Source organism: Paenibacillus sp. 01T47 (assembly GCF_056398245.1).
Window position 1 is genome coordinate 203,218 of record NZ_JBFTPA010000003.1, and the last position, 13,995, is coordinate 217,212.

Sequence of the window (13,995 nt, forward strand, 5' to 3'; positions counted from 1 at the left end):
CGCTTAAAATAACGATACATAGGAGATAGCTTGTTTAAATAAAGTATGCTCTTCACGGTCATATTCACAGTTTGGAAAAGAGTAATGATTGGATTCTATATGCAAAGCAGCGGCTGCAAACAAATGATATATACGCTCGTCCTTCATCATTGGATCTGTTTGAAAAACAAAAGGAGACGCAAGAGGAAGTGTGCCGATGAACCTTAGCAGCATACTGCTCCATCTGATCCAGTCGCGAGGCTTCTCGGATTTTTTAATAAACAGCTCACTCCAGCCATGACCATTAGCAGTGGAGAGCCTTAGGCAAACACGGTAACCATTTGATTCAAGCATGGAAGCCGGCAGCACAAACATTTGAATTCGTTTAATTTCAAACAAGGCAGCTGATTGATTTTCTAAGCTTGGCAAGGGTACTTCAACTGGTGTAGACATCAATGAGATCTCTCCTCGATTTGAATAATTCACCGATAATACTCAGCCATATTGGCTTGCCGTCTATGGTAAACCCGAAATGCAATATTGTAAAACTGTGGTATATCGTGAAAAGGCAGCCAGATGCCATTTTAAAAGAAATCCATTCGTTATGGCAGTAAAAAGATATTTATTCTTCGAAATACTCGTTTATTCTCTTCCATTCTCGATTATAGAGAAATCTGATTATTCACGCATAAAATCGTTGGAAAGGGATTGAACACTATTTTTGAAAACAAGAGTAAAACTGAGAAATAGTGAGATATCGAGAGATCGAAATGAATGTAAGCGTTGCGAATCGCTCTGCAAGGCTGAAATTGGCTAAATTAGGTAGCAGACTGCCTTTACAGTATTTATAGCGAGGAGTAATATTCGATACAGGATTTATAAATAAGTTTCGATTTACTGATCGCTGAGTTTCCGTGAAAGCGGAAGCGGGGGAACCAATAATGACGCGATGCGCCTGTTCGATGTGAGAGTCGAACAAACGCAGAGCAGGGGTGAATCTTTGACAGGTGCCATGGATACCGGTCAAAGTAGGGCGACTCTCACCGCCCGAATCCGACAGCTAACCTCGTAAGCGTGGACCGAGAGAGGAATGATGAAGCTTGTGATCGATTAACTTCGACCGCAGAGTGTCATAGACCTCTGTGGTTTTTTGTGCCCAAAAAAGCTTAATTTGCTACAAAATGTAAGAAAACGCTGAGTCCTGCAGCAGCAGGAACGGGGGAACCAACGAACGATTCGTGTGCAATCACGACTTCGCTTCATGGGGTGAATCGCTTGAAAATGATCAAGCGTAGGGCAACTCTCAAGGCCCGAATCCGACAGCTAACCTCGTAAGTGTACTCGAGAGAGGCAACAGCCATCGTGCTTCCCGCGGCTTATTCTGCTGCGGGCAAAGAAGCCGCGGGAAAAGTTCCTCTTATCCCAAGGCTTCTTTTTTGTTGCCTTTTTTACCATATGGAGGAGAATTCGTTTGCAGGAAGAGCATATTATTGTAGCTGGTCTAAACGAGGCTGGCCAATCATTCATACGAACTTTGCAGTTTCATCAATTAAAATTTATCGTTTTGACCAATAGCAAACAGGAAGAAAAACAGCTTCGCAAGCAGGGTATCAGCAATGTTTTGTACATCAATTCGAATGATCGTCAAAGCTGGAATGTTCCTTCGATGAACATTAGCGAGGTATTTATATTCGAGAGCAGCTTGGCGCTTAGCTGCCGCTTTGTACAGTGCTGCAGAGCTTGGACCTCTAAGTCGATTTACGTCATTACACAGCAGTGGAATCCAAGGGCTATTTACAAGGGGCTCGGAGCGGATCATATCGTATTCTCTCATACCGGTGAAGTCGGTTTTCTATTAAGCAACAAATAATGCAGGAGGGGTTTACATGCAGGATTTTTATATGTTCGGGGCGTTGTTAGCTAGCTTCGGTTTATTTTACGGATTTTTAACTTGGTGCTCCAGTGTTATTGAGAAAACAGGGGGCGAGGGCCAATGACTGTCATAGCGATAGTGGCTGTATTTGTTTTCGTTTATCTGATTTATGCGTTAATTCATCCGGAGAAGTTTTAATAGAGGGGGATTTACAAGATGGATATTTTACAATTGCTTATCGTCATTGCCGTTCTTGTATTGTTAGTTAAGCCGCTTGGTACTTACGTCTATCATGTGTTCTCAAATGAACACAATCGGTTAGACAAAGTATTCGGAGGGACGGAGCGATTTATATTTAAGCTTATTGGTCTCAAAAAAAGAGAGGGCATGAGTTGGAAGATATACGCACTCAGCTTTGTTGCAACCAATTTAATTTTAGTTGCTTTCAGCTATTTGATATTGCGGTTCCAAAATGCACTGCCGTTTAATCCAAATGGCATGGCAGCCATGGAGCCTACACTGACTTTCAATACAGTCATCAGCTTTATTACCAATACGAATCTACAGCATTACAGCGGGGAAAGTGCCTTATCTTATTTCTCCCAAATGGCGGTCATCATGATGATGATGTTCACGTCAGCGGCGACGGGCTTCTCGGTTGCCATCGCGTTTGTTCGTGGGATTACGAGTAAAGGAACGACGATCGGCAACTTTTTCGAGGATTTTGTAAAAGCACACACAAGGATTTTTCTTCCGATTTCCTTTATTATCACGCTAGTGCTTGTCGCTCTTCAGGTGCCGCAAACGCTTGATCCGACATTTACAATTAAAACGCTAGAGGGAGCCATGCAGCAAATTGCAATCGGTCCTGTAGCTTCGCTTGAATCCATCAAACATTTGGGCACAAACGGCGGCGGTTTTTTTGGAGTGAACTCGGCTCATCCATTTGAAAACCCAAATCCATTAACGAATGTGATTCAAATCTTGTCGATGTGGGCGCTGCCGGCTTCGCTGCCGTATGCATTTGGTCTTTTTGCTAAAAACAAAAAGCAAGGCTGGGTTGTATTCTCTGCCATGATGTGTTTGTTTCTAGTGTTTCTAAGCCTTGCTTACACATCGGAGAAAACAGGCAATCCTGCAATAAGCGCACTAGGAATCGATGCTACTCAAGGAAGCATGGAGGGCAAGGAAGTAAGGTTCGGTATCGCGCAATCGGCACTGTTCACAACGGTAACAGCCGCTGCGACAACGGGTACCGTCAACAATATGCATGACACGCTTACACCGCTTGGCGGCTTGGTTCCGCTTGCTGAAATGATGCTTAATGTCGTCTTTGGAGGCAAGGGAGTAGGGCTTATCAATATGCTCATGTACGCCATACTAGCTGTGTTTATATGCGGGCTGATGGTAGGGCGAACGCCAGAGTTTCTGGGCCGAAAAGTAGAGCCGCGAGAAATGAAACTGATAGCGATAGCGATTCTAGTTCATCCTTTCATTATATTAGTGCCTACCGCCATTGCTTTTATGACGGATTTGGGCCATGGGGCGATAACGAATCCAGGGTTCCACGGCATTAGCCAGGTGCTTTACGAATATACGTCATCGGCAGCGAATAATGGCTCCGGCTTTGAGGGATTAGGCGACAATACGCCGTTCTGGAATATTAGTACTGGGCTAGTCATGCTGACCGGCCGCTATATTTCGATGATTGCGATGCTTGCGGTTGCTGGATCTCTTGTTCGCAAGCAGCCTGTTCCAGAAACAATCGGGACGTTCCGTACAGATAATGGACTTTTCACTGTACTACTAATTGGTACTGTTCTTTTAATTGGTGCATTAACCTTCTTGCCGGTCATCGTGCTTGGGCCGGTTGCAGAATATTTGATACTCCGCTAACGGATGAGGTGAACGATAATGAATAAAAATAAGAAGAATAATTTGCTGTCGGGAGATGCGGTTAAACATGCCGTCATCGATAGCTTTGTGAAATTAAATCCAGTTACGATGATGAAAAATCCCGTTATGTTTGTTGTCGAGGTAGGGACGGTTATCGTTCTGCTGATGACTATTTTTCCAAATTACTTTAATTCTCAAGAACGCATAGGCTTTAATATTACCGTGTTTTTCATCCTGCTTTTCACGCTGCTGTTCGCAAACTTTGCTGAAGCCATTGCAGAGGGCAGAGGCAAGGCACAGGCCAATTCGCTCAAAAAATCTAAGCAGGAAATGAGTGCCAATAAGCTCGTCGGCAGCTCTATTGTAGTCGTATCATCAACGGAGCTCCGCAAAGGCGATATTTTCATCGTCTCCCAAGGTGAGATGATTCCTGGTGATGGCGAGGTCATTGAAGGGCTGGCTTCCGTAGATGAATCAGCGATTACAGGTGAATCGGCGCCAGTTATTAAAGAAGCTGGAGGAGATTTCAGCTCGGTTACAGGCGGTACAAGGGTTGTGAGTGACAAAATTAAAGTGCGCATGACGAGTGACCCCGGGGAGTCATTCATCGATCGGATGATTGCCCTTGTTGAAGGAGCGAAACGTCAGAAGACGCCTAATGAAATTGCGCTCAATACACTTTTGACTAGCTTAACGATTATTTTCTTAATTGTAGTTGTTACGTTGGCACCAATCGCTGACTATTTGGGTATCCACTTAGAAATTCCAGTATTAATCGCGCTGCTTGTATGTTTGATTCCGACGACCATCGGCGGATTATTATCAGCAATCGGCATTGCTGGGATGGATAGAGTAACTCAGTTTAATGTACTGGCTATGTCAGGTAAGGCTGTTGAAGCAGCAGGCGACATTAATACGATGATCTTGGATAAAACAGGAACGATCACGTTCGGCAACCGGATGGCAAGCGAGCTTGTGCCTGTCGGAGGCAGCAATCTTCAAACTTTATCGGGTTGGGCAGCTATCAGCTCGCTTAAGGATGAAACGCCTGAAGGCCGTTCTGTGCTTGAATGGATGAAGAAGCAGGGCTTAAGCTATGATGCTTCACTTGCGGAAGGCGGCGAATTTATTGAATTCAAAGCAGAGACGCGAATGAGCGGTATTGATCTGGCAAACGGCCGCCGAGTTCGGAAGGGCTCTGTCGATGCGGTTCGGAAGTGGGTAGCTTCACAGGGCGGGACCATCCCATCCGATTTAGAAAATATTTCGAATACGATTGCTACATTAGGCGGTACACCGCTCGCAGTAGCTGTTGATAACCAAATCTTTGGTGTTATCTATTTGAAGGATACCGTTAAGCCAGGAATGAAGGAAAGATTCGATCAGCTGCGTGAAATGGGCATCAAAACGATTATGTGTACGGGAGACAATCCGCTTACTGCAGCAACCATCGCACATGAAGCGGGAGTCGACGATTTTATTGCGGAGAGCAGGCCGGAAGATAAAATAGCTGTTATACGCCGTGAACAAGCCGAAGGAAAAATGGTTGCGATGACTGGTGACGGTACAAACGATGCTCCTGCACTTGCCCAAGCGGATGTGGGTCTTGCTATGAACAGCGGGACGATTGCTGCAAAAGAAGCTGCCAATATGGTGGACTTGGATTCGGACCCTTCCAAAATTATTGAAGTCATTGCTATCGGCAAGCAGCTGCTTATGACAAGAGGGGCACTGACGACTTTTAGTATCGCTAATGATATCGCCAAATATTTTGCAATCATTCCAGCGATGTTCATGCTTGCCATTCCCGAGATGGGCGTTCTAAATATTATGAATTTAGGCTCTCCATTGTCTGCTATACTGTCGGCGCTTATTTTTAACGCGATTATTATTCCGCTGCTTATCCCGCTTGCCATTAAAGGCGTAGCGTACAAACCGATGAGCGGAGCCAAATTGCTTAGCCGCAACGTATTCATTTATGGTCTGGGCGGTGTCATTGTTCCGTTCGTTGGCATTAAACTCATCGACTTTGCAGTGCATTTATGGATTTAATATAACCATACACGAAAGAAGGCTTACCTATATGAATGAACAAGCGAAAAACGCTTCACGATTCCAGTTGTCATCGTTAATGATACCTTTGCGAATCAGCATCATATTTATGATTATTTGCGGCATTATTTACCCGCTTGCAAGCACGGGAGCAGCTCAGCTGCTGTTCCCTAAGCAAGCGAATGGAAGCCTTATAAAGGATAGCTCTGGCCAAGTCGTTGGTTCAGAGCTGATCGGCCAAAGCTTTGTTGATCCGAAATGGTTTCAAGGACGTGTATCAAGCATTGACTATAATGCTGCCGGTTCTGGATCGAACAATTTTGGACCATCCAATCCAACTCTAATCGAAAGGACCAAAGCTTCCATTGAGGCTTGGAAGGCACAAAATCCAGATGTACCGGTTTCCCAGCTGCCGATCGCTTTAATTACGAACTCAGGCTCTGGTCTTGATCCGCATATTACGCCGCAGTCGGCTGATGTACAGATCGCAAGAATCAGCAAGCTGACCGGCGTATCGCCAGCAGAGCTTGAGCAATTGGTTAAAGCAAATACGGAAGGCCGCGATTTAGGCGTTTTCGGTGACGAACGGGTTAATGTGTTGAAGCTGAATATCGCATTGTCAAAAATGTTGGGGGAATAGCCATATGGCTCCGCTGAAAAAGAAAACGCCAGAGGAGCTGCTACTCTCCATCGCAAAGCTGCATCAAGGACGTCTGAAAATACTCATTGGAGCGGTGAGCGGTTCAGGCAAAACGTATCATATGCTGCGAGAAGGAACAGAGTTGAAGCGAGATGGCATTGATGTTGTCCTTTGCGCGGTTCCTAGGCCGCAGAGTCCGGAGACGCTTGAATTGATTGAACCTTTCGAGCGTGTGCCAAGCATCCATTGGCAGAAGGATGGTGCAGAGCAAAAGGATCTAGATCTGGATGCTTTGGTAGAGAGGGACGCTGAGGTGCTGCTCATAGATGGGCTAGCCCATCGCAATCGAGAAGATGCAAAGTTTCAAACGCGGCTAGAAGATATTATTTTTTTGCTTGGCAAGGGCATAAGCGTTATTACGACAATCAATGTGTATGAGCTCGAGGGTGTAAATCAGGCTGTTCTCAAATGGACGGGAATTCGTCCGAGCTGCACCGTTCCTGCTCATACGCTTGAGCTTGCTGATGAGGTTAGGCTAATTGATGTATCGCCTGAAACGATGCTTAAGCGGTTTGAGGATGGAACGCTTGGCGTAAAGCCAGATCCTGCAATTTCCCTGCGGGGAAATCTTGCAGTGCTGCGAGAGCTGTCGCTGCGGCTCGTCGCAGAGGGAGTCAATGAGTCGCTGGAGAAGCATCGGGAGGAGATGGGGCTCACGGGTCCGTCGGGTGCTTCCGAGCGTATTCTGGTAACTGCACAATATCATTGGAACGGCTCTTTATATGTAAGAAGAGGGCAGCAAATTGCCCGCAGGCTTAATGGAGATGTCGTAGTCGTTTCCTTTAAAGAGCCGCAAAAAAAACTGTCCAAGGAAGAGCAGGCTTTTAAAGCTTCAATAAAGAAGCTTACCGTTAAAGTAGGGGGCACATTTGAGGAGCTGCCGTTGCAAAGCCGCCGTCGTTTGCCGTCCGCTCTAGTAAGGTACGCGGAGGAGCATCAGGTTACTCGTATCGTTATGGGCCATTCCAAGCAGAGCAGATGGCAGCAGCTGAAACAGGGCTCAATTGTTGACAGCGTGCTGCGCAAGCTCAAGCAGATCGATTTATTTCTTATGGCAGACCGCTCAGAGCAAGAAGGCGAGCGGATTTTGCCTGTTAAGCAAAGAAGTGATTCGCGGAAAGCATTGTTTCGAAGGTTCAGCCCAGATGAGCGCGAGCAGCAAATGGAGTCCATGAGAAGAGGCAGCTTCAATCTGTATATCGGGGCGGCTCCTGGCGTCGGGAAAACGTATCGGATGCTTGCTGAAGCGAACATGATGTATCAGAAAGGTATAGATGTCGTTATTGGCATCGTGGAAACACATGGGCGCGAGGATACATTGAAGCAGATTGGAGATCTGCCGATTATCGCTAGGCAAACGATTCAATATCGAGGTACTCAGCTCGAAGAAATGGATGTTGAAGCGATAGTTAGCAGAAATCCCGATGTTGTGCTGGTGGATGAGCTAGCTCATACGAATGTGCCGGGCAGCTTGAGGAAAAAGCGTTATGAGGATGTCATTTATTTGCTGCAGAAGGGAATATCGGTTGTTTCGACGATGAATGTGCAGCATATTGAAAGCTTGAATGACGCCATAGAACAGGTTACTGGCGTTCGTGTTAGAGAAACGGTACCCGATGCGATTATAAGGCTGGCAGATCAAGTAGAGCTGATCGATGTGACACCGCAAATGCTGCAGCAGCGTATGAGAGATGGGAAAATATATGCCAAAGCTAAAGTGGAACAAGCGCTTGGTGCTTTTTTCACGACGGGCAATTTAATTGCGCTGCGAGAGCTTGCCCTTCGCGAGCTTGCTGATGATGTAGATGAACGGCTTGAAGCATGGGATCGCAATCAGACGCTGCGTGGAACGCTGCGCCGAAGAGAGGTCATCTTTGTCGGCATTGATATTCTCGCGGACGCAGAGCGGCTTATTCGGCGGGGCTTCCGCATCGCGTATCGCCTGAAGGCGCAGTGGCATGTGCATCATGTGCAGGATGGCGCACCTTGGACAGACGAGGCGATCAATAAGCGTGATCTGTTGATGAAGCTGACCGAGAGGCTTGGTGGAGTATTTGAAATGTCCAAAGCGGAGAGCAGGGAGCATATAGCGGGTACGCTTCTAACGGCAGCCAATCGCATCAAAGCAACGCAGCTTATCGTCGGGCAGCCTAGCAGAAAGGCGTGGTATGCAAGCTTTCGCGGCAATATTGTCCGTGAATTGCTGCAAGCCGGCCGTCATATGGATATGCTCATTGTGGCGAACCGGATTACGGATAAATGTTAAAAAAAGGGAATATCTACTTAGCGCTTAAACCCGGCTGAGCAGATAATCCCTTTTATGCTGTGTAGGATGGATTAGACTTTGGTTATCGGTTCAATCCAATCTTGAGACCACACTTGTATTTCACGGATAATCGGCTCAAGAGCAAGGCCTTTTTCCGTTAATGAATATTCTATGCGTACAGGTATTTCAGGGTATACATGTCTATCGACAATACCTTCATTCTCAAGCTCTTTGAAACGTTCTGACAGCAATCTGCCGCTGATCGGAAGGGCGGACTGAACGGCGCAGAAGCGCTGCGGGCCGGACAAAAGCTGGAATATAATAAGGCCGGTCCAACGCTTGCTTATAAGTTCCATTCCCTTCTGAAAACGGGGACAAAGGTTAGATTGATCCATGCGCATCACCTCTTTTTACTTCTAATAAGTATAACTCCAATATCTTATTTATACAAGCACACTTGGATAATGTTAATTACTTGACTATCTTTAGTTATAAAATTATAATTAGTTACAAATAGTAAGTGAATTTAAGGAGGTACCGCAATGAATCCTTTATTTCTAGCGCATGGATCACCGATGCTCGCTGTCGAGCAAAATGAATATAGCGAATTTCTGAAACAAACAGGTGCGAATCTAAAGCCGGATGCGATCGTTATTTTCACGGCGCATTGGGAGACGGACATCGTTACGATTTCATCCAAGGATGATGTATATGAAACGATTTATGACTTTTATGGTTTTCCTGATGAGCTCTACCAGATCAAATATGCTGCTAAAGGCTCAGTAAGAGTCGCTGAGCATGTTGGCCATTTGCTGAGCGAAAATAATATTCAGGTAGCATATGATAATGAAAGAGGACTGGATCATGGCTCATGGACGATGCTGAAGCATATGTTCCCGAAGGCAGATATTCCTGTCGTGCAGATTTCTGTAAATCCATATCGTGCTCCGGAGGAGCAGTTCCGAATTGGCGAGGCGCTGCGAAGCTTAAGCTCACAAAATATTTTGCTCATTGGCAGCGGCGTGACCGTTCATAATCTTCGTGCTGTAAACTGGGGACAGAAGGAGCCGGAGAGCTGGGCTGTCCAGTTTGATGATTGGCTAATAGAAAAAATGGATAAGCACGATACAAATTCGCTATTTCAGTATGAACAGCTTGCTCCGCATGCTAAAATGGCAGTACCCCGTGCAGAACATTTTGTTCCATTATATATAGCTTTAGGCAGCGGCAGCCCAGAGTCAGCTCCAAAGGTCATTTATCGAAGCTATGAATTTGGTACGCTGAGCTACTTATGCATGCAATTTTAATTGCGTATACTTTTAGAGAAGGTGAACTAGCATGATTAAACCTAATATAGCAGCACTTATTAAAAACAAACTAAAACGAACGCAAAGCGGCAATGATGACATTTATGTGATCGGTCCTGTGAAGCTTCCCGTCGACCTTGACGGAGAAACTAAGATTTTTCATTGGTATAGCTGGCTCCGCAAAGAAGCAGGCGAGGAGCTGTCTCCCGAGCAACTAGTAGATGATTTAAATCGTTTCTCTTATGCGGATCTGCAGCAATCGAGCGTTCTTGTATATGGCGATTTTGAAAATAATGAAGACGCGCTAATTCGGATGCACAGCATCTGTCATACAGGCGATATCTTCGGAAGCGCAAGATGTGATTGCGGCTTTCAGTTAAAGCAATCGATGCGGATCATTATAGAGCATGGCACGGGGGCGCTCTTTTATTTAGCCAATCACGAGGGCCGTGGAATCGGTTTGTTCAGTAAAGCGATTGCCTACTTGCTTCAAGAGGATGGGCTCGATACGGTTGATGCGAATACAGAGCTTGGTTTCGCAGATGATTCGCGTGATTATAGTGATGCAATTGCTGTACTGAAGCTGCTGAGGAAGCACCCAGTATCGATTATTACCAACAATCCGCGGAAAGTGGATGCACTGCGCAAATCGGGCATGAACGTGGCGGGAAGAGTGCCATTATGGGGAAATTCCTCTACTTATAATGAAAAATATATCCAAACGAAAATGAAGCGATCGGGTCATTATGGACAAGAGCCTCATACGCTTGTTAAATAATTTATTTGTGAAAGCAGTCAAAGAAGCCGGTTTCAGCGTTAAATCGTTGAGACGGCTTTTTTGTCTGAACATTGGTCATAATAGTCAAAGTAGATGTCCTATCGCTAACCTAGAAGGTGTTTGCAGACTAGACAAAACTGCTTCTAAATTAACCATAAAACGACAAAATTATTTTGCGTTCCTCATTCTTTTCAAGTATGATGAGATAAAATGAACTCATGTTCACATCAAAGGAGTAACAAAGCATGCAATCAAAAACAAGCCACTGTAAAATTGTTGACTGCACGATCCGTGATGGCGGACTCGTAAATAATTGGGATTTTAGTGTCGAGTTCGTTCAGCATTTGTACCAAAGCTTGAACGAAGCCGGCGTCGATTATATGGAAATCGGCTACAAAAACTCTCCAAAACTGCTTAAGGGTGCTGAAAGTGCAGGACCTTGGCGTTTTCTAAATGATGATTTCTTGAAAAAAGTTATTCCTAACAAAGGAAATACGAAGCTTTCCGCACTTGTTGATATCGGTCGTGTTGACGAGAACGACATTTTGCCGCGCAGCGAGAGCTTGCTTGATCTGATTCGCGTTGCTTGCTACATCCAAGATGTAGATAAAGCGCTTGAGCTGGTTAAAGTATTCCATGATCGCGGATATGAAACGACAATTAACATTATGGCACTCTCTAACGTGATGGAGAACCAGCTTATTGAAGCTTTCCAGCTTATCAATGAGAGCGTAGTTGACGTTGTTTACGTCGTTGACTCCTATGGCAGCTTGAAGCCAAGCGATATGAGCTACCTTGTTGACAAGTTCCGTCAGCATTTGCCTAACAAACGTCTAGGCGTTCACGCACACAACAATTTGCAACTTGCATTTGCTAACACGCTTCTAGCAGCAGAACATGGCGTTGAGCTGCTTGATGCATCTGTTTATGGCATGGGCCGCGCAGCGGGCAACTGCAACACGGAGCTATTGGTATCCGAGCTTCAAAACACGAAATACAACATCCGTCCTGTCCTTGATATGATCGAGAAGTACATGGTTCCGCTTCGCGAGAAGGAAGAATGGGGTTACATCATTCCTTACATGATTACAGGTATTTTGGATGAGCATCCACGTTCCGCTATGGCGCTTCGTGATTCTGCAGACAAAGACAAAGGCGTAGAGTTTTATGATCGCCTTACAACGCCTGAAATTGCTCACGGCAAATAATAATAAATCAAAAGAAGCTAAGGCAAGTCATTAACATGACTTATCTTAGCTTCTTTTTTTGTGTGAATTATGTTTCAAGCAGCTCGCCATCGCCCCGAACAGCAGCAGCTTGATGAGGCTCATTTGGATGAAAATAGCCTTTGCCTCGGAAGGTTTGCCCACTGCTGGCGACAGCAGTAAGCTCAATTCCGATATCCTCATTTCTGCCAAACCATGCTAATAGCTCACGATCGCCAACGCCATTTATATCTACGTACCATAATCGATCCCCATACTCCGTAACTCGAACGAGCTCAGCGGAAGTAAAGGAAAGCTGAATCGTCTTTTGCTGATATGTCATTTCAAATGCGATTAATTCGAATGTTTCCAAGGTGAAGTCCTCCTGAATAATTGCTTCATGCAGTCGATCATGGGACTCGCAGCATGTCTGTTAACGATTGTAATGTTACTGGCTTATTAATGCAACATTACACTTCCAATAATCGTCAGATTAGGAAACGTAAATATAAATAAAAAGGGGCTGAAGGAATGAAAGCGGGTCATTCTCTCAACAAGGATGTTAGACAAAGAAAAAGATTGGGTTGGATTTCCGTTGTTTTGCTGGCTCTGGTTCTTGTATTAAGTGCGTGCTCTTCCTCTAAGAATGATGCCTCGAACAGTGGTAACCGAGACATGGAATACAAAAGCAGTTCGGAGAGTGTAGCTCCGGGCAAAGGAGAAGAAACTACAAGTGGTGAGGATCGAAAATCCATTAGTGTGGAGCCTCTAAGACAAAAAGAGGGGGGCAAACGCGGGTATTCAAATCCAGACAAAATAGAGCAGGCCGGGCAACTAACTGCTGGCGAATGGGATGATATAGCTGCTTGGGATCGTTTTGGCAATTTACTCAACTCGCAAGAAGGGGATAGCAGCAAGCGGGTATGGCAGTTCTGGAATTTTAACCGCCTTGAGGTTATCGTCACAGCTGGAGGCAAAGCAGTGTCTGATGCACAGGTAGAACTGTACGCAGGCAAGAAGGCGATATGGAAGGCGCGTACAAATACGGAGGGCAGAGCCTATGTGTATGCAGGTTTATTTGAAAGTGATACGGCGAACTTAGGCCGTTATACTGTTAAAGTGCAATCGGGTCAAGAAAGCAAGACGACGCAGGAGATGAACATCCCACAGCAAGGCAGCATTAAAGTTGATTTAAGTAAAAGTACAGCGCTGTCAGATCAGGTAGACATCATGTTTGTTGTGGATACGACAGGCTCCATGGAAGATGAGCTAAATTATTTGGAAGCGGAGCTTAAGGATGTTGTGAAGCGAGTGTCCGATGAGCATGCAAATCAGCTTGGCATTCGTATTAGCGCAAACTTTTACAAAGACAAGCATGATGATTATATCGTAAAGCCGTATCCTTTCACTAGGGACATAAATAAAGTGATAGATCAATTTAGCAAGCAAAAGGCGGATGGGGGCGGAGATTATCCCGAGGCTGTTGATCAGGCGCTGCGCGATGCGCTTCATGAGCATGAGTGGAGCAAGGAGGCTAGAGCGCGTTTGCTGTTTCTCGTTCTAGACGCACCGCCTCATGATGAACCACAGGTTATCGACGAGATAAAGCAGCTTACAGAGGATGCGGCAGAGCAAGGGGTTAGAATTATACCTGTAGCTTCTAGCGGAGTGAGTGCAGAGACGGAGTATTTGATGCGTTTCATGGCAACGGCGACGGGCGGCACCTATTTGTTTTTAACCGATGACAGCGGTATCGGCAGTGATCACCTAGAGCCAGCAGTAGGCGAATATGAGGTTAAGCTGCTCAATGATTTGCTTGTTGAAGTCATTAATCGTTATGTTCAGCAGTAGTTTTCTTCATTATAAAAAGGGCAATTCCTCGGCAGCCAAAGCTGGTTGAGGGATTGCCCTTTATTTGAATCTGTAAAGTCACATTTAT

At 45.4% G+C, this 13,995-nt stretch carries 13 protein-coding genes and 2 riboswitches; of the genes, 10 read left to right on the forward strand and 3 right to left on the reverse strand.

Features of this window, described 5'->3' with window-relative positions; all coding sequences use genetic code 11:
• Positions 1-3: 3 nt before the first annotated feature.
• Positions 4-432 carry a hypothetical protein gene (locus tag AC1DOV_RS08320; protein WP_477549684.1) on the reverse strand — a complete coding sequence of 143 codons (429 nt, stop codon included), beginning with the start codon at positions 430-432 and terminating at the stop codon, positions 4-6.
• 439 nt (positions 433-871) lie between these two features.
• Positions 872-1,070, forward strand: a riboswitch (cyclic di-AMP (ydaO/yuaA leader).
• A gap of 91 nt (positions 1,071-1,161) precedes the next feature.
• Positions 1,162-1,332: riboswitch (cyclic di-AMP (ydaO/yuaA leader) on the forward strand.
• 118 nt (positions 1,333-1,450) lie between these two features.
• On the opposite strand from AC1DOV_RS08320, the gene AC1DOV_RS08325 reads away from it, so the two are divergent.
• The 6 genes from AC1DOV_RS08325 to AC1DOV_RS08350 all read left to right on the forward strand — a co-directional run bounded on the left by AC1DOV_RS08325 (position 1,451) and on the right by AC1DOV_RS08350 (position 8,766).
• Positions 1,451-1,849, forward strand: coding sequence for an NAD-binding protein (locus tag AC1DOV_RS08325; RefSeq protein WP_441957956.1), 399 nt, complete (start codon positions 1,451-1,453; stop codon positions 1,847-1,849).
• 123 nt (positions 1,850-1,972) lie between these two features.
• Positions 1,973-2,050, forward strand: coding sequence for a K(+)-transporting ATPase subunit F (kdpF, locus tag AC1DOV_RS08330; protein ID WP_430057831.1), 78 nt, complete (start codon positions 1,973-1,975; stop codon positions 2,048-2,050).
• Between the two features lie 18 nt (positions 2,051-2,068).
• Complete coding sequence (gene kdpA, locus AC1DOV_RS08335; protein ID WP_477549685.1) at positions 2,069-3,748, forward strand: potassium-transporting ATPase subunit KdpA; 1,680 nt, start codon at positions 2,069-2,071, stop codon at positions 3,746-3,748.
• A gap of 18 nt (positions 3,749-3,766) precedes the next feature.
• Positions 3,767-5,800, forward strand: coding sequence for a potassium-transporting ATPase subunit KdpB (gene kdpB, locus AC1DOV_RS08340; RefSeq protein WP_477549686.1), 2,034 nt, complete (start codon positions 3,767-3,769; stop codon positions 5,798-5,800).
• 31 nt (positions 5,801-5,831) lie between these two features.
• Positions 5,832-6,440: a potassium-transporting ATPase subunit KdpC gene (kdpC, locus tag AC1DOV_RS08345; RefSeq protein WP_477509383.1), complete on the forward strand. Its 609-nt coding sequence runs from the start codon at positions 5,832-5,834 to the stop codon at positions 6,438-6,440.
• 4 nt (positions 6,441-6,444) lie between these two features.
• Positions 6,445-8,766 (forward strand): histidine kinase, encoded by a 2,322-nt coding sequence (locus AC1DOV_RS08350; RefSeq protein WP_477509382.1) that lies wholly within the window; start codon positions 6,445-6,447, stop codon positions 8,764-8,766.
• A gap of 71 nt (positions 8,767-8,837) precedes the next feature.
• On the opposite strand, the gene AC1DOV_RS08355 is transcribed toward AC1DOV_RS08350, so the two are convergent.
• Positions 8,838-9,161 carry a winged helix-turn-helix transcriptional regulator gene (locus tag AC1DOV_RS08355; RefSeq protein WP_076267930.1) on the reverse strand — a complete coding sequence of 108 codons (324 nt, stop codon included), beginning with the start codon at positions 9,159-9,161 and terminating at the stop codon, positions 8,838-8,840.
• 147 nt (positions 9,162-9,308) lie between these two features.
• Between AC1DOV_RS08355 and AC1DOV_RS08360 the strand changes: the two genes are divergently transcribed.
• The 3 genes from AC1DOV_RS08360 (at position 9,309) to AC1DOV_RS08370 (ending at position 12,059) form a co-directional block, all read left to right on the forward strand.
• Complete coding sequence (locus AC1DOV_RS08360; RefSeq protein WP_477549687.1) at positions 9,309-10,073, forward strand: DODA-type extradiol aromatic ring-opening family dioxygenase; 765 nt, start codon at positions 9,309-9,311, stop codon at positions 10,071-10,073.
• 31 nt (positions 10,074-10,104) lie between these two features.
• On the forward strand, positions 10,105-10,851 hold the full coding sequence (locus AC1DOV_RS08365) for a GTP cyclohydrolase II (RefSeq protein WP_477509380.1): 747 nt from the start codon (positions 10,105-10,107) through the stop codon (positions 10,849-10,851).
• 245 nt (positions 10,852-11,096) lie between these two features.
• A complete protein-coding gene (locus AC1DOV_RS08370; protein WP_441879082.1) occupies positions 11,097-12,059 on the forward strand; it encodes an aldolase catalytic domain-containing protein in 963 nt (320 codons plus the stop codon).
• A 67-nt stretch (positions 12,060-12,126) separates the two neighbouring features.
• On the opposite strand, the gene AC1DOV_RS08375 is transcribed toward AC1DOV_RS08370, so the two are convergent.
• Positions 12,127-12,429 carry a hypothetical protein gene (locus AC1DOV_RS08375; RefSeq protein WP_441879080.1) on the reverse strand — a complete coding sequence of 101 codons (303 nt, stop codon included), beginning with the start codon at positions 12,427-12,429 and terminating at the stop codon, positions 12,127-12,129.
• A 158-nt stretch (positions 12,430-12,587) separates the two neighbouring features.
• On the opposite strand from AC1DOV_RS08375, the gene AC1DOV_RS08380 reads away from it, so the two are divergent.
• Positions 12,588-13,907, forward strand: coding sequence for a vWA domain-containing protein (locus tag AC1DOV_RS08380; protein WP_477549688.1), 1,320 nt, complete (start codon positions 12,588-12,590; stop codon positions 13,905-13,907).
• Positions 13,908-13,995: the final 88 nt, after the last annotated feature.